Origin of the sequence: Curtobacterium sp. AG1037 (assembly GCF_003349855.1) — a bacterium.
Lineage (GTDB): Bacteria > Actinomycetota > Actinomycetes > Actinomycetales > Microbacteriaceae > Curtobacterium > Curtobacterium citreum.
In genome coordinates this window covers 47,885-67,344 of sequence record NZ_QQAO01000005.1, presented here as the reverse complement: position 1 = coordinate 67,344, position 19,460 = coordinate 47,885, and the positions used below count along the sequence as shown (strand labels likewise).

Annotated in this window: 17 protein-coding genes; 8 read left to right on the top strand and 9 right to left on the bottom strand. The window is 72.5% G+C overall.

Translation table 11 applies throughout. The features are described from left to right. Positions 1-53: 53 nt before the first annotated feature. The 5 genes from DEU32_RS08940 to DEU32_RS08920 all read right to left on the bottom strand — a co-directional run bounded on the left by DEU32_RS08940 (position 54) and on the right by DEU32_RS08920 (position 4,891). Positions 54-635 (bottom strand): PadR family transcriptional regulator, encoded by a 582-nt coding sequence (locus tag DEU32_RS08940; protein WP_114850206.1) that lies wholly within the window; start codon positions 633-635, stop codon positions 54-56. After that, positions 632-1,492 carry a DUF4097 family beta strand repeat-containing protein gene (locus tag DEU32_RS08935; RefSeq protein WP_114850205.1) on the bottom strand — a complete coding sequence of 287 codons (861 nt, stop codon included), beginning with the start codon at positions 1,490-1,492 and terminating at the stop codon, positions 632-634. Before DEU32_RS08935 ends, DEU32_RS08940 begins: the two co-directional genes overlap by 4 nt. 133 nt (positions 1,493-1,625) lie before the next feature. Further along, positions 1,626-2,933, bottom strand: a complete 1,308-nt coding sequence (locus DEU32_RS08930) for an ABC transporter substrate-binding protein (protein WP_058743232.1) — start codon at positions 2,931-2,933, stop codon at positions 1,626-1,628. 89 nt (positions 2,934-3,022) lie between these two features. Beyond that, positions 3,023-3,925, bottom strand: coding sequence for a carbohydrate ABC transporter permease (locus tag DEU32_RS08925; protein WP_058743231.1), 903 nt, complete (start codon positions 3,923-3,925; stop codon positions 3,023-3,025). A 9-nt stretch (positions 3,926-3,934) separates the two neighbouring features. Continuing rightward, positions 3,935-4,891, bottom strand: coding sequence for a carbohydrate ABC transporter permease (locus tag DEU32_RS08920; RefSeq protein WP_083520143.1), 957 nt, complete (start codon positions 4,889-4,891; stop codon positions 3,935-3,937). Positions 4,892-5,030: 139 nt separating this feature from the next. Here DEU32_RS08920 and DEU32_RS08915 point away from each other — a divergent pair, with 139 nt between their 5' ends. From DEU32_RS08915 to DEU32_RS08900, 4 genes are read left to right on the top strand one after another with little or no spacing between them, the layout of a single operon-like run. Beyond that, complete coding sequence (locus DEU32_RS08915; protein ID WP_114850204.1) at positions 5,031-6,251, top strand: ROK family transcriptional regulator; 1,221 nt, start codon at positions 5,031-5,033, stop codon at positions 6,249-6,251. Beyond that, positions 6,248-7,429, top strand: a complete 1,182-nt coding sequence (locus DEU32_RS08910; protein WP_114850203.1) for an ROK family protein — start codon at positions 6,248-6,250, stop codon at positions 7,427-7,429. Before DEU32_RS08915 ends, DEU32_RS08910 begins: the two co-directional genes overlap by 4 nt. Continuing rightward, positions 7,426-8,442, top strand: coding sequence for a Gfo/Idh/MocA family protein (locus DEU32_RS08905; protein WP_114850202.1), 1,017 nt, complete (start codon positions 7,426-7,428; stop codon positions 8,440-8,442). The genes DEU32_RS08910 and DEU32_RS08905 overlap by 4 nt, the downstream gene beginning before the upstream one ends. Further along, the gene (locus DEU32_RS08900; protein ID WP_114850201.1) at positions 8,439-9,470 is read left to right on the top strand and encodes a Gfo/Idh/MocA family protein; all 1,032 of its coding nucleotides are present in this window, start codon (positions 8,439-8,441) and stop codon (positions 9,468-9,470) included. The genes DEU32_RS08905 and DEU32_RS08900 overlap by 4 nt, the downstream gene beginning before the upstream one ends. Before the next feature lie 71 nt (positions 9,471-9,541). Here the strand turns inward: DEU32_RS08900 and DEU32_RS08895 are convergent, their stop codons facing one another. Together DEU32_RS08895 and DEU32_RS08890 are read right to left on the bottom strand one after the other, a co-directional pair. Beyond that, positions 9,542-10,411 (bottom strand): sugar phosphate isomerase/epimerase, encoded by an 870-nt coding sequence (locus tag DEU32_RS08895; protein ID WP_114850200.1) that lies wholly within the window; start codon positions 10,409-10,411, stop codon positions 9,542-9,544. Further along, positions 10,354-11,082, bottom strand: a complete 729-nt coding sequence (locus tag DEU32_RS08890) for a YitT family protein (RefSeq protein WP_217488593.1) — start codon at positions 11,080-11,082, stop codon at positions 10,354-10,356. Before DEU32_RS08890 ends, DEU32_RS08895 begins: the two co-directional genes overlap by 58 nt. A gap of 61 nt (positions 11,083-11,143) precedes the next feature. Between DEU32_RS08890 and DEU32_RS08885 the strand changes: the two genes are divergently transcribed. From DEU32_RS08885 to DEU32_RS08870, 3 genes are all read left to right on the top strand, one after another. Continuing rightward, positions 11,144-12,595, top strand: a complete 1,452-nt coding sequence (locus DEU32_RS08885; RefSeq protein WP_114850199.1) for a PLP-dependent aminotransferase family protein — start codon at positions 11,144-11,146, stop codon at positions 12,593-12,595. A gap of 89 nt (positions 12,596-12,684) precedes the next feature. Then, the gene (locus DEU32_RS16910; protein ID WP_147281432.1) at positions 12,685-13,386 is read left to right on the top strand and encodes a DUF6518 family protein; all 702 of its coding nucleotides are present in this window, start codon (positions 12,685-12,687) and stop codon (positions 13,384-13,386) included. Positions 13,387-13,450: 64 nt separating this feature from the next. Beyond that, positions 13,451-16,834: an efflux RND transporter permease subunit gene (locus tag DEU32_RS08870; RefSeq protein WP_114850196.1), complete on the top strand. Its 3,384-nt coding sequence runs from the start codon at positions 13,451-13,453 to the stop codon at positions 16,832-16,834. A 114-nt stretch (positions 16,835-16,948) separates the two neighbouring features. Here DEU32_RS08870 and DEU32_RS08860 read toward each other — a convergent pair whose 3' ends face one another. Then, positions 16,949-17,185, bottom strand: a complete 237-nt coding sequence (locus DEU32_RS08860) for a hypothetical protein (protein WP_114850195.1) — start codon at positions 17,183-17,185, stop codon at positions 16,949-16,951. A gap of 118 nt (positions 17,186-17,303) precedes the next feature. Then, positions 17,304-18,332 (bottom strand): alpha/beta hydrolase, encoded by a 1,029-nt coding sequence (locus tag DEU32_RS08855; RefSeq protein ID WP_147281431.1) that lies wholly within the window; start codon positions 18,330-18,332, stop codon positions 17,304-17,306. A 96-nt stretch (positions 18,333-18,428) separates the two neighbouring features. Here DEU32_RS08855 and DEU32_RS08850 point away from each other — a divergent pair, with 96 nt between their 5' ends. Continuing rightward, the gene (locus DEU32_RS08850) at positions 18,429-19,283 is read left to right on the top strand and encodes a PPK2 family polyphosphate kinase (protein ID WP_114850193.1); all 855 of its coding nucleotides are present in this window, start codon (positions 18,429-18,431) and stop codon (positions 19,281-19,283) included. Positions 19,284-19,460 lie beyond the last annotated feature (177 nt).

The window sequence follows — 19,460 nt, the reverse complement described above, 5'->3', positions numbered from 1 at the left end:
AGGCGCGTGGTGCGCCTGCCCGCCCGACCGGCCCGGTCCGTCGTCGCGCGCGGTCAGAGCGATCGGCGCAGCGCCTCGAGACCGTCGCGCAGGCGCGTCACGGTGTCGTCCGAGAGGGAACCGCGCGTCGCGTGGCGACGCAGGTCGGCGCGGACCTGCTGCCGGAACGACGACAGGACCATCTCGACCTCGCGGAGCGCCCGCGCCCCCTCGGACGGCACGTCCTGAGGCTCGTCCGCGGTCTGCCCGCGGGGTGCCTGCGCGCTCGCGGCGAGGTCGGCGCGGAGGGACCGCATGGCCTGGCCCACCGAGGCGCGGACGCCGTCGGCGAGGGACTTCACGGAGTCGGCGACGCCGTTCTGCACCGCGGCGATCTCGTCGGCGCGGGCGTCGAGCTCGGCGCGACCGGCCTCGGTGATCGCGTAGACGGTCTTGCGGCCGTCGACGGTCTTGGTGACGAGCCCCTCCGCCTCGAGCTTCGCCAGACGCGGGTACACCGTGCCGGCACTCGGGACGTAGGTGCCGCCGAAGCGGTCGCCGAGGGCCTGGATGACCTCGTACCCGTGCATCGGGTGGTCGGCCAGCAGGACGAGCAGGTACAGCCGCAGGTGGCCGTGGGCGAAGACCGGGCTCATGCGGGCGCCTCGCTCTCGTCGGTGACGGTCGTGGAGGCGGCGGGAGCCTGGGCGGCGGGCGCGGCCGGTGCGTGCAGCACCGCGATGTCGCCGGACACCGAGTTCACCTTGAGGTCGAGCCACTGTCCGGAGAGCTCGCCACCCTGCTTGACGTAGGAGCCGCGCACGCCGCGGATCTCGGAGTCGTCGAACTGCAGCTTGCCCGAGGCGGTGCTCACGGTGCAGCGGTAGGGGACGCCGTCCTCGAGCCGGACGCTCACCGACCCGGAGACCGTGTTGACCCGGGCGGTGTCGGGGGTGCCCTGCAGGTCGAGGACCACGTCGGCGTTGACCCCGTCGGCGGTGAAGCGCGGGATGGCGCCGGTCGCGACGACGTCGCCCGAGACCGTGCGGACCGTCAGGGCGCCGTCGAGCTCGCGGACCGTGGTGGTGCCGGACACCGCGTGCACGGCGAGGTCGCCCGTGAGGCCGTCGACGACGACGTCGCCGGACACCGTGTTGACCGAGGCGCCGCGGTTCGTGCCGGACAGCAGAACGCCGGCGGAGACGACGCCGATCGTGACGCGCGCGTCGCGGGGGACGAGCACGCTGACGTCGGCGGCGGCACGGCCGCGGAAGGACTTGAGGAAGCCGAGCGGGTCGTCCCAGCCGATCTGTGGGTGGTCGACGGTCAGGGTGTCGCCGTCGAGCTCGATCTTGAGGGGCTTGCCCGAGACGCTGTGCACCTCGATGCGGGCGGTCGGCTCGTCGTGTGCGACGACGTCGACCTGTCCACCGGCGAGCCCGACGCGCAGTGCGCGGACGATCCCGGTGTCGATCACCTTCGGCTCCTCGACGAGCCACTTCTCCTGGGCCATGTTGCCTCCTGAAACTCGCGATGTATCGCGTTGGTGGAAGTCACGATACATCGCGAGACCGAGGTTGTCACGGGGTGTGCACGACGGCCCCGCACCCTGGTGGGTGCGGGGCCGTCGTGGTTCGGCGGGGCGGTTACTTCGACGCGGAGTCGAGCGCCGCCTGTGCCTTCTCGGCCGCGGCGTCGAGCGCGTCCTTCGGGCTGGTCTTCAGCAGCATCGCGGACTGCAGCTGCGTGGACAGCGCCGCGCTCACCTCGCCGTAGGCAGTGATGGACGGACGGGCCTTCGCGTACTCGAGCTCGTCGGCGAAGGCCTTCAGGCGTGGGTTGTCGTCGAGGTACTTCTTCCAGGTCTCGTTGTCCGACGTGGCCTTGTTCGCGGGGAGCAGGCCGGTCGCGATGTCCCACTTCGCCTCGGTCTCGGGGCTGAGCCACCACTGCATGAACTTCCAGGACGCGTCCTGCTTCGCCTTGGTCGTCTTGATCAGGTACGAGTTGTTCGTGCCGAGGTTCATCGCCGGCTTCTCGATGCCGGGGAGCGCGAAGACGCCGACGTTGTCCTTGCCGAGCGTGCTGTCGATCGTGGACAGGTCGTACGCGCCGGTGATCGCCATCGCCGCCTTCTTCGACGTCAGGGCCGGGACGGCGCCGTTCGTCGAGGTGGTGAGGAGCGACTGCGGGTACGCGGTGCCGTCCTTGAGCATGTCGGTCCAGGCGGTGAGGGCCTTCACGCCCGCGTCGCTGTTGAACTCGACCTTGGTGTTGTCCTCGTTGAGGAAGTCACCGCCGGCGCCCCACAGCATCGACTGCCAGGTGAAGACCGGCCACTCGCCGGTGCCGATCGGCAGGTACGCGCCGTACTGGGTCGTGCCCTTCGTGAGCTTCTTCGCGTCGTCGGCGAGCTCGGCCCAGGTGGTCGGGGTGTCGGTGATCCCGGCCTCCTTGAACATCTCCTTGTTGTAGACGACGGCGTAGTCGCCGATGTCGGTCGGCAGCGTGTACTGCTTGCCGTCGAACTCGCCCGTCGAGAGCATGCCCTCGGTGAAGCTGTCCTTCGTGATGTCGCCGCTGGACAGGTAGTCCTCGAGCGGCAGGACCTTGCCGGTCTGGATGACCTCGCCGGTCTGCTGCGGCGTGCTGTCGCCGAGGACCATGTCGGGGCCGGTGTCGTTCTTCAACGCGTTGATGAGCTTCGCGTCGAACTGGTCGGACGAGGCGGCGTACTGGGGCTGGACCTCGATCTTGTCCTGCGAGGCGTTGTACTCGTCGATGAGCTTCTTCACCTCGGTGGCCTGCGGTCCCGTGTAGTTGTGCCACACGGTGATCGTCGTCTTGCCGCCGCTGCCGCCGGAGTTGCCGGTGACGGACCCACCGGAACACCCGGACAGGGCCAGAGCGGCGCCGACGGCGAGGGCCGTGACACCGAGCAGTCGCTTGCGCATGAGATCGTCCTTTCTCGGACTTCTGGGTGGTGCGAGGAATGGTGCAGGGAGTGGTGCTGAGGGGGTGGAGCGGGGGGGGGTGGTCGGGATCAGCGGAGCCCGCCGGCCATGGCCGACACGATCTGCTTCTGGAAGATGATGAAGACGATGAACACCGGCAGGATCGCCAGCGTCGAACCGGCCATGAGCAGGTTGAAGCTCTGGCTCGCGTTCGCGGACTGCAGCTGCGTGAGGCCGACGGACACCGTGAAGAACTCGGTGCGGGACGCCACGAGGAACTGGAAGAAGAAGTTGTTCCAGTTGTAGACGAAGGACAGCACGGCGAAGGAGCCGATCATCGGCGTCGCCATCGGCGTCACGACGGACCACATCCGCCGCCAGACGCCGGCGCCGTCCACTCGGCTGGCGTCCTCGATCTCGCTCGGGAACGAGGTGAAGAACTGCCGGAACAGGAACGTGCCGAGGATCGACGGGATGTTCGGGACGATGAGCCCCTGGTAGCTGTTCAGCCAGTGCAGCGAGGACAGCAGGGTGATCAGCGGCGTGAACACGACCTCGAACGGCACGAGGAGCGCGGCGAGCAGGACGACGAACACGATGTTCTTGCCCTTGAACTTCAGCCGCGAGAACGCGAACCCGGCCGCCAGGCTCGTCACGATCTGCCCGGCGGTCGTCGCGATCGCCACGACGGTGGAGTTGAAGAAGTACAGGCCGAACGGCGCGACGGTGAAGATGTCGGTGTAGTTCGACAGCTCCCACTGCTTCGGCAGGAACGTCGGCGGGAAGGCCAGCGCCTCTTCCGAGGACTTGAAGCTCGTGAGCAGCATCCAGAGGAACGGGCCGAAGAACAGGACGACGGCGACGATCAGGATGACGTGGCGCAGGACGGCCGGCGAGTGCTTGCGGAACAGCACGCCGAAGGGTCGGCTGCGGTGCGGACGGGAGGCGCGGTGCGCGTCCGACGGGAGGGCGCGGGATGCGATCTGGGTCACGGTGCGGTCCTAGTTCAGCTCGATGGGGTCGCGGCGGTTGATGACCCGCAGCTGGACGACCGCGACGAGGATGCCGACGATGAGCAGGATCACGGCGGCGGCGCTGGCCGAGCCGCCGTGGAAGAACACGAAGCCCTGGTTGTAGATGTAGTAGAGGATCGTCTCGCTCGAGTTGATCGGGCCGCCCTGGGTCAGGACGTAGACCTGCGTGAACACCTGCAGGGCACCGATCACGCCGGTGATGGCGAGGAAGCCCGTGGTCGGTGCGACCAGGGGGAGCGAGATCCGGAAGAAACGGCGGATCGGTCCGGCGCCGTCGAGCGTCGCGGCCTCCATGTAGGACGCCGGGATGTTCGTGAGCGCGGCCGAGTAGATGATCATCGTGTAGCCGACGCCCTGCCAGATCGAGAACACGATCACCGAGACGAGCGCCCAGGGCTCCGAGGTCAGGAAGCCGATCGGGGGAGCGCCGAGCGCCGTGACGACGCCGTTCACCAGGCCGCCGAGCGGCGACAGGATGAAGCTGAAGATCAGGGCGCTGCCGACGATCGGGGCGATGTACGGCACGAAGAGCAGGGCGCGGTAGACGCCACGGCCGCGGAACGGCTGGGCGAGCAGCGCCGCGAAGAACAGTCCGAGCGCCATCGTGACGGGGACGACCACGACCACGTAGAGCGCGGTGTTGCCGGCGGCGCGCAGGAACTCGCCGTCGCGGAACAGGCCGGTGAAGTTCGACAGCCCGACGAAGCCGTTCGTCTCGCCCGACGCCGGGTTCCAGTTCGTGAACGAGTAGAAGACCGTCTGCGCCAATGGGTACAGGTAGAACAGCGCCAGCAGCACCGTCGTGGGGGCGATCAGCACGTAGCCCGCCCGGCCTTCCCGTCGTTCCATCCGGCTGGCGTCCGCGGTGGACGACCGTCGACCGGGAACGGTCACCCTGGTCGGGTTCTGAACCGCACTCGTCATGCGGACCTCCTCTTGGCTCGTCGTTGAACGCTAGGAAACGGCTGTTTCGAGCAGATTACCGTTCGATCACCAAAAGTAAATAGTCGATTCTGCACCGACTTCGTTCGATCATCGATCGATCAGCCGCTACAGTGACGACATGCACGAGCAGCACTTCCAGGACATGGCGCGGAGCCCGGGGTCCGTCGGGGACGTCCTCCGACTCATCCGCGTATCCGACACGACCTCGCGCTCGAGCATCGCCCGGAGCACCGGACTCGCGCCGTCCACGGCGTCCGCCCGGGTCGACGCGCTGACGTCCCTCGGGCTCGTCCGCGAGAGCGGTGCCGAGGGGTCCCGAGGCGGACGCCGGGCCCGACGGCTCGAACTCGTCGCGGACGCCGGGTTCGTCGCCGCGGCCGACCTCGGTGCGCACCACGTGCGCATCGTCCTCACCGACCTGGCCGGGACCGTCCTGGCGGACACCGACGCCCTCGAGCACGGCGCCGGCACGGTCCCGGTCGCCGCCGGGCCCCGGGCGTCCGTCGCGGCGCTCTGGCAGCGGTTCGTCGAGCTCGCGCGGGACAGCGGTCTCGACATGGACCGGTTCCGCGGGGCCGCCATCAGCATCCCCGCGCCGGTGTCATACCCGGGCGGCAGCATCGCGACCCCGTCGTTCGAACCGTCCTGGCACGGGGCCGTGCTGCCCGAGCTCTTCGCGGAGTACACCGACGTCCCCGTGCTCGTCGAGAACGACGCCAACCTCATCGCCCTGGCCGAGCACCCCGAGCCGGACCGGTCGGGCACCCTCGTCGCGGTCAAGCTCGGCACCCGCATCGGTGCCGGCGTCCTGCTCGACGGTCGGCTGCACCGCGGCGTGAGCGGTGCCGCGGGCGAGATCAGCCACACCCCCGTCGACGGCGAGGCCGCGATCGGCTGCACGTGCGGCGTGCCGGACTGCCTGGAGTCGGTGGCCTCCGGCGGCGCCGTCGTCGCACGGCTCCGGGCCACTGGGCGCGAGGTCGGCAGCACGGGCGACGTCCTCGCCCTCGCCGCCCAGGGCGACCCGGTGGTCCTCGACGAGCTGCGCCGGGCCGGGGAGCACATCGGCCGGGTCCTGTCCGGGATCGTGAACTTCTGCAACCCGAGCGAGGTCGTGCTCGCGGGCGCGATGTCCGCGTCCTCGGTGCTCGTCGCCACCATCCGCGGCGAGCTCTACCGCTCGTGCCTGCCGATGGTCGCCGACGCGCTCGACGTCCGCGCGAGCCGGGAGCCCCGTGACGCCGGGATCCGCGGTGCGACGGTGCTCGCCGTGGACGAGGTCCTCGCCCCCACCCGCATCGACGAGATGGTCCGGACCGCGGCGGAGCGCACCGCATGAGCACCGCGGTCCGCGACCTCGAGCAGTCCGGCGCGGTCGTGGCGGTCGACGTCGGCGGCACGACGGTCAAGGGCATGCTGCGCATCGGCGACGTCGTGCTCGACCGGGCCGTCGTCCCGACCTTCGGGACCGTCGGACCCGCGGACGGGACGGTCTCCGGCACGGCGACGGCCGGCACTGCGACGGCCGGCACGGCGACGGCCGGCGCGGCGATGGCCGATGGGCCGTCGACCGGGGGCACGGCGGTCGGCGACCTGGCAGCCGGTGGGCCGGCGCTCGCCGCGGTCGTCGCCGTGGTCGACCGGCTCGCGGCCGCCGCCACGGGCGCCGGCCACCCGCTGGCCGCCATCGGCCTGTGCACCCCGGGGGTCGTCGACTCCGCGGCCGGCACGGTCGTCGTGGCGGTCAACCTCGACTGGCACGACCTGCCGATCGCCGACCTGCTGCGCGAGCGCTACGGCGTCCCCGTCGCCGTTGCGCACGATGCGCGTGCCGCGGCCACGGCCGAGATCGCCGCCCGCACCGCCGCCGGTCGGGACGTCACCGAGATGGTCTTCATCCCGATCGGCACGGGCATCTCCGCGAGCCTGGTCGTCGACGGCCGCCTGGTGGTCGGCGCCGCCGGGGGTGCCGGCGAGGTCGGGCACGTCTGCGTCCGACCCGACGGGGAGCCCTGCACGTGCGGGCAGCGCGGGTGCGTCGAGGCCTACGCCTCGGCCCGGAACATCCGTCGGCGCTACCGTGCGGCCGGCGGCACCATCGACGGGGCCACCGACGAGATCGTCGCGGCGGTCGACACCGACCCGGTCGCGGCCGCGGTGTGGGCGGACGCGGTCGACGCGCTCGCCGCCGGGGTCGCGATCCTGTCCGCCGTGCTCGACCCCGCGGTCGTCGTCATCGGCGGCGGGCTCGGCGAGTCCGGGGAGCGCCTGCTCGCCCCGCTCCGCACGGCCGTCGACGCCCGACTCGGCTGGCGGCCGTCGCCCCGCATCGAGCAGTCGCTCGCGGGGGCCGGCGCCGGACTGGCGGGTGCCGCGCTCCTCGCCCGCACCGCCGCCGCGACCAGCACCACCGGCGCGACGAGCGCGACCCGCGCGCCCACGTCCAGCGCGCCCACGACCAGCACACCCGCGCCCGCCGCGGACCCAGCACCACACGGAACCAGGAGGACCCCATGACCGAACAGCGACTCCGGATCGGCCTCGTCGGCGCGGGGGTGATCGCCCACGCACACCTGCCGAACCTGCTCCGCCTCGGCGACGTCGTCGTCTTCTCCGAGGTCGGCGCCGAGGAGCTCGTGGCCACGCACGGCGGCGAGGTGGTGGGCTCGCTCGACGAGCTCCTCGCCCGCGTGGACGTGGTCGACGTCGTCGTCCCCACGTACGCGCACGCCGAGGTCGTGCGGGCAGCGCTCGCCGCCGGCAAGGACGTCATCAGCGAGAAGCCGCTCGCCCGCACCGACGCGGACGCCGACGACCTCGTCCGACGCGCCCACGAGGCCGGCCGACAGCTCTACCCGGCGCACGTCGTCCGGTACTTCCCCGAGTACGTCCGGCTGAAGGCCGCGGTCGAGGCCGGGCAGCTCGGCGAGCTCGCCGTCCTGCGCTTCGTCCGCTCCGGCGGCTTCCCGACGCGCTCCGCCTGGTTCGCCGACCCGGAGCTGTCCGGCGGCATCATCATGGACCAGATGATCCACGACCTGGACATCGCCCGGTGGATCGCCGGCGACGTCGTCCGGGTCAGCGCGGTGCACGTCCGGAAGGGCACCGTGGACCACCCGGTCGAGGCGGCGCACGTGCTGCTCACCCACGCGTCCGGTGCGATCAGCCACGTCGCGGGCATCTGGGGTCCGGCGCACCTGCCGTTCGTCACCGAGTTCTCGGCCACCGGCACGCTCGGCACCCTGTCGCACGACTCCCGCGCGGAGCGGAACTACACGGCCGAGCTCCTCGACGAGGCGGCCGTCGGCGGCGACCTGCCGGAGCTCGACCCGACCGAGGACCCCTACTTCCTCGAGATCCGCGAGTACCTCGGTGCGTTCCGGGGCGGTGCCGTCCCGCGCGTCTCCGCCGAGGACGGCGCGACCGCGGTCCGCATCGTCAACGCGGCGCTCCGGTCGGTCGAGACCGGGCAGCCCGTCGACCTGGAGCCCGCCCCCGCGGCCGGGACGCACGAGGGGGCGACGGCATGACCGCCCTGCGCATCGGCGTCCTGTCCTTCGCGCACACGCACGCGCTGTCGTACCTGACGGCGCTGCAGGCGATGCCCGACGTCGAGGTCGTCGGCACCGACCCGGACGGCACCTCCACGGGCACGGAGCTGACCGACCTGCGCGGTCGGGAGCTCGCCGACGCCCTCGGGGTCGCGTACGTCGACTCGGTCGAGGAGCTCCTCGCACAGGGCGTCGACGCCGTCGTGGTGACGAGCGAGAACGCCAGGCACCGCGCGCTCGTCGAGCAGGCCGCCGCCGCGGGTGTCCACGTGCTGTGCGAGAAGCCGCTCGCGACGACGTGGGAGGACGGCCTGGCGATGCGGGCCGCCGCCGAGGCCGCGGGCGTGCTGCTCATGGTCGCCTTCCCGGTGCGGTTCGCCGGGACCTTCGCCCGGCTCGCGGCGACGAAGCGGGCCGGCCGGCTCGGCGAGGTCTTCTCGGTCCGCGGTGCGAACAACGGCATGCTCCCGCTGACCCGCTCGTGGTTCACCGAGCCCGAGCTGTCCGGCGGCGGCGCGATCGTCGACCACGTGGTGCACATCGCGGACCTGCTCGACGAGCTCCTCGACGGCACGCCGGCCGTGACGGTGACGGCCGTCACGAACCGGGTGCTGCACGCCGCCCGCGCGCAGGCCGAGACCGCCGGGCTCGTGACGATCACCTACGCGGACGGCACGATCGCGGCCATCGACTGCTCGTGGAGCCGCCCGGACACCTCGCCGACGTGGGGTGGGCTCGCGCTCACCGTGGTCGGGTCGGAGGGATCCGTGGACGTCGACTTCTTCCGCCCGAGCGTGCGCGGGCTCGACGCCGCGACCGGCCGGTCGGTGGTGCTGCCGTACGGGCCGGACTTCGACCAGGCGATGCTCGAGACGTTCGTCACCGCGGTCCGGAGCGGCGAGCAGCCGCAGCCCGACGCCGCGGTCGGCCTCCGCACGCTGGCGGTCGTGCTGGCGGCGCAGGAGTCTGCGGCGAGCGGCGAGACGGTGCGGGTGCGGTCCGTCTGAGCGCACCGCACTGACGGACGGGAGGCGCGGTGCCGGCTGGCACCGCGCCTCCCGTCCGTCGCGGCACCGTCTCAGGAGCCGCCGGCCGCTGCCCACAGATTGCGGGCGTTCGCGAGTCCGCGCTCGACCGCGTCGACGTCGTCCTCGAGCCCCTCGAACTCGATCGAGAGGGGGCCGTCGAACCCGCTCGCGACGATCCGCTCCACGATCCGGCCCAGGGGCAGGTCACCGTGCCCGACGACCGTGCCGAGCACCGCGCGACCCGCCAGGGTCGTGAGCCAGCCGTCCGCGGCAGGCGGGGTCTCGCGCACCAGGAAGTCCTTCAGGTGCACCACGGCCGCGACCGGCAGGGTCCGCTGCACCGCGCGGAGCGGGTCGTCGTCCAGGCAGACGAAGTTGCCGACGTCGAGCAGGATGCGGAAGGCGGGGTGGCCGACCTCGTGGACGAGCCGCAGGATCCGCTCGCTGTCGTTGAAGGCGAAGCCGTGGTTCTCGACCATCGTCGTGATCCCGAGCGTGGCGGCGTGCTCGGCGACCGCGCGGCAGACCGGCACGACCTGCGCGAGCACCCGCTCGAACTCGGCGTGGTCGGCGTCCCGCCAGGCCCACGGCACGACGTCGTGCCGGAACCGGGTGATGCCGAGCCGGTGCGCGACGTCGAGGTGCTCGTGGACCCGCGCGACCTCGGCGTCGACGGTGGCGGGGTCGGAGAAGTCCGCGCCGATGACGTAGTTGGCGAGCCCGATGCCGCGCGCCGCGGCGTGACCCCGCAGCTGCTCGACCAGCTCGGGCTGCCGGGGCAGGTCGTCGCCGAAGCCACCCGCCGCGACCTCGAGGTGGTCGCCCCCGGCCGCGGCGACGCGGTCGACCACGTCGAAGATCGTCAGCGCACCGCGCTGGAGGGAGCGGGCGTAGCTGTAGGAGGACACTCCGAGTCGCATGGCGCGACCCTAGCCGCTCCGGTCTCGTCGCCACCAGGGGTGTGGACGGGCTCCGCGTCGCCCGTGCGGGTGGGGGACCACGGCAGGCGGCGGAAGAGCGGCATGAGCGGCTGCACCATCGGCCCGATCGCGAACGCGGCGACCACCGTGCCGACCCCCACGTCACCGCCGAGCAGCCAGCCGACCAGGACGACGGTGACCTCGATGACGGTGCGGGCGAGCCAGAGCGGCCAGCCGAAGCGCTCGTGCACGCCGACCATCAGCCCGTCCCGGGCGCCGGTCCCGAGCCCGGCGCCGATGTAGCAGGCCGTCGCGACCGCGAGGAGCGCCAGGCCCGCCGTGAACAGCAGCACACGGGGGACGAGTCCGTCCGGCTCCGGCACGAGCCAGAGCACCAGGTCGGCGGACGGGCCGATCGCCAGGACGTTGCACAGCGTGCCGATCCCGGGCTTCTGGCGGAGCGGGATCCACAGCAGCAGGATGACGACGCTCGACACCACGGTGATGACGCCGAACGACCAGGGCAGCACGTTCTCCAGGCCCTGCGTGAGCACCGTCCACGAGCCGACGCCGACCACGGCGCGGACCTGCAGCGCGGTCGAGGCGCCGTAGAGGAACAGGCCGACGAGGAGCTGGACGGAGCGGAGCGAGAGGCTGACAGAGCGGGGCACGGGTCGATACTCCCGCCGGATTGGCCTGTTGGTCGAGAGCCAATCTGGCTACGGTGGACCCGTGCCCCCGGTTCTCCTGAGCGCCCGATCGGCCGCCCTCCTGCTCACCGACTGGCGGGACGGGACCGACGCCCCCGCGTACGAGGCGCTGTCCGACGCCCTGCGCGTGCTCGTCATCGACGGACGCGTGCCCCTGGGCGTCCGGCTGCCGGCCGAGCGCGGGCTGGCCGAGGCCCTCGGCGTCTCGCGGACCACGGTCGCGAACGCCTACGCCCGACTCCGGTCCGACGGGTTCCTCGTGTCGCTGCGCGGCTCCGGCAGCGTCGTGCACCTGCCGCGGGAGCTCGCCGGGCGCCCGGACCCGGAGCGGCTCGGCGGGGTCGTCGACGGCGGGCTGCTCGACCTGCGCAAGGCCGCCCTGCACGCCGCCCCCGAGGTCGCCGAGGCCGTCGAACGCGCGGTCCGGCACGTCCCCGCGGCGCTCGCCGGCATCGGGTACGACACGGTCGGGGACCCCGGGCTGCGGGCCGTGATCGCCGAGCGCTACACGGAGCGCGGGCTGCCGACCGACCCGTCGCAGATCGTCGTGACCATCGGCGCGCAGCACGCCATCGCGCTGCTCGCCCGGGTGCTCGTGCGCCGCGGCGACGCCGTCCTGGTCGAGTCGCCGACCTACCCGCACGCGCACGAGGCCTTCCGCGAGGCCGGCGGCCGGCTCGTCGGCGTCCCGGTCGACGCGCACACCGGGTGGGACGCGTCGGCACTCGAGACGACGCTCCGCCGGACGGCGCCCGCGGTCGCGTACGTGATGCCCGAGCTGCACAACCCGACCGGCGCGACGATGCCCGCCGCGACCCGGGAGCGCCTGCTCGCGACCGCGGCGGCGACCGGCACCGTCGTGGTGGCGGACGAGACCATGGGCGAGCTCCGGATCGACGGCTCGCCGGAGCTGCCGCTGGCCGCGTCCGCCGTGCCGTCCTCCACCGTCGTGATGATCGGCTCGGCGGCCAAGGTGTTCTGGGGTGGGCTGCGCATCGGGTGGGTGCGCGCCGATCCTGACCTGCTGCAGCGGATGCTGCTCGCCCGCCCGTCGGGCGACCTCGGCACGCCCGTGCTCGACCAGTTGGTCGCGCGGGAGCTCGTCCCGCGGACGGCGGCCGTCCTGGAGGCGCGGCGCACGTTCCTGCGCGCCGGTCGCGACGACGTCGTGGGCGCGTTGCGCACGCGGCTCCCGGAGTGGGACGTCCCGTCGCCGGCGGGCGGGCTGACGACGTGGGTGGGCCTCGGCCGGCCGGTGTCGAGCGCACTCGTGCTCGCCGCGCGGGCCGAGGGCGTGGTGCTCGCCTCGGGCGGGGTCTTCGGTCCCGACGGTGGGTTCGAGCGGTTCCTGCGGGTCCCGTTCACGACCGCGCCGGCGGACCGGGAGCGCATGGTCGACGTGCTCGAGCGGGCCTGGGCGCGGATCGGCGGCGACGGGGTCGGGATCCGCGGATCGCTCGCCGCGGTGGTGTGAGCGCACGTCATCCGCTGGGCTGACCCGCCCGGCGCATCGTCGCTCCGACGGCCGACGCGGTGCGGGCGGCTGCGCCGGAGGCTGAGGACGTGCAGCCGACCCGCCCCACCGACGCCCTCGTCTCCGCCTCTGATCCTGCCTCCGTCCACGTCGTTCCGGCCCGTCCGGTCCCGCCGGTCGCGCGGGTGTCGATCGCCCTGACCGGCGCCCTGCTGGCCGGGGTGCTGACCTCGTTCGGGCAGGCGGTCCCCGCGCTCGCGACCGTGTCGAACTCGGCCGGGCCGTGGTTCGTCGTCGCGGTGCTGCTGTGTGCGGTCGCCGGTGTCCGGGCCGGCCGGGTGGCCCTGCCGCTCGCGATGCTGCTCGGCGTCGTGCTCCTCGAGGTCATGCACGTGGGCTACTGGGCGGCCACGGTGCTGCGCGGGTACCCCGACGTCCTGTCGATCACGAACCCGTGGGTCCTGCTCGGGGTCCCCGCGGGGCTGCTGGCCGGGGCGGTCGCGGTGGCGCTGCGGGTCGGACTCCGGCGCGGCACCCGGGGCGCGGTGCTGGCGGCCGGGGCACTCGGGGTCGTGGCGGCGGTGCTCGTCGGGGAGTCGGTGCGGGCGTTCCTGCGCGTGGCGACGCCCGAGACGACGCCCGCCTGGGCCGTGCAGCTCGCCGTCGGGGTGGTGGTGCTCGTCGTGGCGGTCGTGCGGGCGGGGAGCCCGGTCGGCCGCGTCACGGCGCTCGCGACCGGATTCGTCGGTGCCGTCGGGGTGCTCGGGGCACTGCTGCTCATCGGCGGGTGAGGCGGTTCTCCACAGGTCAGCCGCGGGGGGTCTGGTTCGCAGGTGGAACTGGGAGGATCACCGGGTGCACCTCCTCTCGGTCTTCAGCATCCGGAACCGCGCGCTCATCGCCCTCGTCACCATCGTCGTCGCGGTGTTCGGCGGCATCTCGCTCACGAGCCTGAAGCAGGAGCTCATCCCGAGCGTCGAGTTCCCGCAGGTCGCCATCGTCAGCGCCTACCCCGGTGCCACGCCGGAGGTCGTGTCGAACGACGTGTCGACGAAGATCGAGCAGGCGATCCAGGTCGTGCCGAACCTGGAGTCCACGACCTCGACGTCGTCGACCGGGCAGAGCGTGGTGTCGGCGTCGTTCGACTACGGCTCGAACCTGGCGAGCGCCGAGGACAAGATCCAGACCGCCGTGAACGCACTGTCGCTGCCGGACACCGTGCAGACGCAGATCGTCACCGGGTCGTTCGACGACCTGCCCGTGCTGCAGCTCGCCGTCACGGCCTCCGGCAACCAGGAGCAGCTGGTCGACCGGCTGAACGCGACCGCGGTGCCCGACCTCGAGAAGCTCGACGGCGTGCGGCAGGCGAGCGTGTTCGGCAACCCGGGGCGCCGCGTCGTCATCACGCCGAACGAGTCCGAGCTGGCGGCGAAGGGGCTGACGAGCCAGTCCATCTCGGACGCGCTGAGCGACAACGGCACGCTCATCCCGGGCGGCACGATCACGCAGGACGGCACGACGCTCTCGGTGCAGACCGGGCAGCGCATCGCCTCGCTCGCCGACATCGAGGACCTGCCGCTCACGGCGTCGTCCTCGTCCTCGTCCTCGTCCTCGTCCTCGTCGTCCGCCGGTGGCTCCGCGACGGGCGCGGCCGGCGGCTCCGCCGCGTCGGGCGGGGCCGCGTCCGGTGGCGCCACGTCCGGTGACGGCACCGCGGGGGGATCCGCCGCCGGCCAGACCGGCACCGGGACCACCGCGACCGGCGGGGCGGGCGCGAGCAGTGCCTCCAGTCCGACCCGTCTCGGCGACGTGGCGACCGTGCAGATCGCGGAGTCGCCGCGGACCTCGATCAGCCGGGTGGACGGCAAGACCGCGCTGACCATCGCGATCACGAAGACGCAGGAGGCGAACACGGTCGACGTCTCGGAGACGGTGAAGGCCGCGCTGCCCGGGATCGAGGCGAAGGTGGCGGGGAGCCCGCAGTTCACCGTCGTGTTCGACCAGGCGCCGTACATCCAGCAGTCCATCGACTCGCTGGCCGAAGAGGGCCTGCTCGGCCTCGGCTTCGCCGTCGTCGTGATCCTCGTGTTCCTGCTGTCGTTGCGGTCGACGATCGTCACCGCGATCTCGATCCCGACGTCGGTGCTGCTCGCGGCGATCGGCATGCGCGCGGCCGGCTACACGCTGAACATCATCACACTCGCGGCGTTGACCATCGCGATCGGTCGCGTGGTGGACGACTCGATCGTGGTGATCGAGAACATCAAGCGGCACCTGCAACCCGGCGTCGACCGGGGGCGTGCGGTGCTCGACGCCGTGCGCGAGGTGGCGGGGGCGGTGACCGCGTCCACGCTCACCACCGTCGCGGTGTTCCTGCCCGTGGCCTTCGTCGCCGAGCTCGTGGGTGAGCTGTTCCGGCCGTTCGCGCTCACCGTGACGATGGCGCTCGTCGCGTCGCTGCTCGTGTCGCTGACGATCGTGCCGGTGCTCGCGTACTGGTTCCTGCGCCCGCCGAAGGGACACAAGCACGCGGGTGCGGCCGCGTCTCCTGACTCGTCGGCGTCGGCGTCGGCGTCGCCTGCGTCGTCTGCGTCGTCGACCGGGGTGCTGTCGTCCGGCGCGGACCTGCACGACGCCGCTGCTCCCGACCGGCTTCGCCGCGGGTACCAACCGGTGCTGCGCTGGGCGATCGGGCGGCCCGCGATCGTGCTGGTGCTCGCCGTCCTCGTGCTCGGCGGGACGGCCGCGGCGGTGCCGTTCGTCAAGACGAACTACCTCGGCGACTCCGGCCAGAACACGTTCACCGTGACGCAGGACCTGAAGCCGGGCACGAGCCTCGCCGTGCAGTCGGACGAGGCCGAGAAGGTCGAACGGGCCCTCCGCGACGTCCCCGGCGTGCAGACCGTCCAGACGACGATCGGCTCGAGCGGCCAGTCGATCCAGGCGGCGTTCGGCGGCGGGGCGTCGGCCTCGGTGCAGTACAACGTCACGACCGACGCGCAGCGCGACCAGACGACCATCCAGTCCGACGCGCGGAAGCGCATCGACCGGATCGACGGCGCCGGCGAGGTGTCGCTGACCTCGAGCAGCGGGTTCGGCGGCTCGAGCGACATCGAGGTGGACGTCACCGCCCCGACCCAGGCCGAGCTGCAGACCGCCGCGCAGCAGGTCCTCAAGGAGATGCGGGCGGTCGACGGGACGACGGGAGCGACGAGCAACCTGTCCGCCGCCGAGCCGTACCTGGCCGTGAAGGTCGACCGGCAGGCGGCCGCCGAGCGCGGGCTGACCGAGACCCAGGTCGGCGGGCTCGTCGCCGCGGCCGTGTCACCGCGGGACACCGGGAGCGTCGAGATCGACGACGCGACGCTCGACGTGTACATCGCCGACGCGAACCCGCCGGCCACGATCGACGCACTGAAGAGCCTGTCGATCCCCACCGCGACCGGCGAGGTGCCGCTGTCCGACCTCGCCACGGTCGAGCAGTCCGACGGCCCGACGACGATCACGACGTCGAACGCCGTCCGCACCGCCACCATCACGGTGACGCCGGACGCGTCGAACCTCGGTGCGGCCGTGCAGAACGTCACGAAGGCGGTCGACCAGCTCGACCTGCCGAAGGGTGCGTCGGCCTCGATCGGTGGCGTCGCGTCGAGCCAGTCGTCCGCGTTCAGCCAGCTGTTCCTCGCGATCCTCGTCGCGGTGCTGATCGTCTACGTGATCATGGTCGCGACGTTCCGGAGCCTGCTCCAGCCGGTGCTGCTCCTGTTCTCGGTGCCGTTCGCCGCGACCGGCGCCGTGCTGCTCCAGATCGCGACGGGCATCCCGCTCGGCGTCGCGTCGATCATCGGTCTGCTCATGCTCGTCGGCATCGTCGTGACGAACGCGATCGTGCTCATCGACCTCGTGAACCAGTACCGGCGCCGCGGGCTCCGGGTGCGCGAGGCCCTGGTCGAGGGCGCGACGCGGCGACTCCGACCGATCCTGATGACCGCGCTCGCCACGATCTTCGCGCTGCTGCCGATGGCGATGGGGCTCACGGGCAAGTCGGGCTTCATCTCGCAGCCGCTCGCGCTCGTGGTGATCGGTGGTCTGGTGTCCTCGACGCTGCTCACCCTCGTGGTGCTGCCGGCGCTGTACTCCGTCGTCGAGGGTGCGCGGGAGCGGCGGGCGGACCGTCGGGCGGCGAAGTCGGGAGGTGCCGGGGAACCGGCTCCGGGCGGGGTCAGCGCGTCACACTGATCCCGGTCCCGGTCCCGGTCCCGGTCCCGGTCCCGGTCCCGGTCCCGGTCCCGGTCCCGGTCCGGGTCCGGGTCCGGGTCCCGGTCACGGTCCCGCTCCCGGTCGCGGACTCGGTCAGTGGGTCTCGCTGCCCCGAAACCAGGAGACGAGCGCGCACGTGAGCGTCACGAGGAACACGACGGCCGTGCCCTGGGCGACCACGGCGAGGTGGCCGGTCGCCGCCGCGTAGCCGCTCGTCGCCACCGTGGCCGTGAATGACAGACCGAGCAGGAGCTCGGTCCCGGTCTGTGCGGCGGTGCGGCGCGGCCACTCGGAGGTGGCGCGCGCGGGGCGGGTCGGCGTGTCGGTCACCCCAGGAGTCTGGGGGTGCGAGGGACCCTCGCGCACGCCCGCCTCCGGGTGGCACCCGCACGGGGCACGCGCTCCGCCGGGCCCGGTCGTGTCGCGGTCGGGTCCGGTCGCGTCGCCGTCACCCGAGCCGTGCGTGCAGGAACGCGACGACCCGCTCGCTCATCGCCCGGTCGAGCTGTGCGATCGAGTGCGCCGACCCCTCCACCGCGACGAACGTCACCGGGACGTCGTGGGCACGGAGCGCCGCCACGAACTCCTGGGACTCCCAGAGCGGGATGAACTCGTCGGTGGAGTGTCCGACGAAGAACGGTGCCGTGTCCCGGGTGACGTGGGAGGTCGGTGACGCGCGCTCGGCAGCGGGGCACGCAGTGTACGTCCGGCAGCCGAGGTACAGGAGCTGCTTCCGCTGGAAGGACGCCGAGACGCCGTCCGCGCGGGTGGACCGCTCGGTCAGGTTGGTCGGCCCGCTCAGGTCGACGACCGCGCGGATCCGATCACCTGCGGCGTACGCGGCGGACTCGTGGTCGGTGACGGCGAGCAGCGCGACGAGGTTCCCGCCGGCACTGCCGCCGAAGACCCCGACACGGGCGGCGTCGATGTCGTACGTGGCGAGGGTCGACGGGCGGAACACCCAGTCCAGTGCCCGGCGGACGTCGTCGAGACCCGCGGGGAAGGGGTCGGTCGGCGCCAGGCGGTAGTCGACGTTCACCGTGACGAAGCCCTCGGAGGCGAGGTACTCGCACACGGCCCGGTACGCCGCGGTGGCCTTGTCGCCGTGGGACCAGCTGCCGCCGTGCACCATCATCACGGCGGGCCGTCCACCGCGGCGGTCGGCTGCGTCGTCGGTCGCCGGCGACGGCCGTGGCGACGGGGTCGGTGCCGCTGTGGGGGTCGTCTTCGTGTCCGGGGCACTGTCCGGCGGCAGGCACACGTCGAGCCGCTGCAGGGCATCCGCACCGTAGGGGACGTCCGTGACGACGTCGATGCCCGGGTAGCGGAGCGACAGCGGGTGGATCACGGGGTCCGTCGTCACGGTCGCGTTGCTGTCCGTGGCCGGGTCGGCGCTGCACGACCCGAGTGCTCCGAGCACCCCGATCGCCAGGCCCGCGGCGAGGAGCGCGAGCATCGTTCGACGGCGGGACCTCATCGCGTCCACGCTAACCCGGCTCCGGGCGTTCCCCAGCACCACGCGGACCACGAGCGGGTGCCAGGATGGGGGCGACCCCGTGAGCTGGAGGACCCCGTGAGCCGTCGCAAGGCCTGGAACACCGACCCCGAGCCCCTCCTGCGCGTCGAGGAGGGCTTCCGCCTGGACCGCGTCGACCCGGACTCGACGCCGGGGTTCGCCGGCCGCAAGATCGACGGGCTCGAGTCCCTCGCCGCGGGGGCCACACGCCTCGCCGCCCTGCAGGAGCGCCTGCACGCGGCGAGCACCGCCGGCGACGTGCGCCGCGTACTCCTCGTGCTGCAGGCGATGGACACCGCGGGCAAGGGCGGGATCGTCTCCCACGTCGTCGGTGCGGTCGACCCGAACGGCGTGCACTACGCCGGGTTCAAGGCGCCGACGGCCGAGGAGCGCGAGCACGACTTCCTGTGGCGGATCGAACGCGAGCTTCCGCGCGCCGGCCAGCTCGGCGTCTTCGACCGGTCGCACTACGAGGACGTCCTCATCCAGCGCGTGCGGTCGTTCGCCCCGCCGGAGGAGATCGAGCGTCGCTACGGCGCGATCGTCGACTTCGAGGACGACCTGGTCGCGCAGGGCACCACGATCGTCAAGGTGATGCTGCACATCTCGAAGGACGAGCAGCGCGAGCGCCTCGGCGACCGGCTGGACCGCCCGGACAAGCACTGGAAGTTCAACCCGGGCGACATCGACGAGCGCCTGCTCTGGAACGACTACCAGCAGGCGTACCAGATCGCCCTCGACCGCACGTCGACTGCGCGGGCGCCGTGGTACGTCGTCCCCGCGAACCGCAAGTGGTACGCCCGGCTCGCGGTGCAGCAGCTGCTGCTCCGCGCGCTCGAGGACATGCAGCTCACCTGGCCGCCGGCGGACTTCGACGTGGCGGAGGAGCGCCGCCGGCTCGCGGAGTCCTGACCCGGGGGGCTGGCCGTGGCGGCGGATCTCGCGTAGACTCCCGCGGTCGGCCTTCGACACCGTGACACTGTGATCACGGATTCTGCTTGGGTGTGTGTTGCTCGAGGGCTGGATTCACGTCGAACCGCGACGGGAAGAACCCCCTCTCCGCTCGAAGCTCCGCGCCGATGTCGCTGC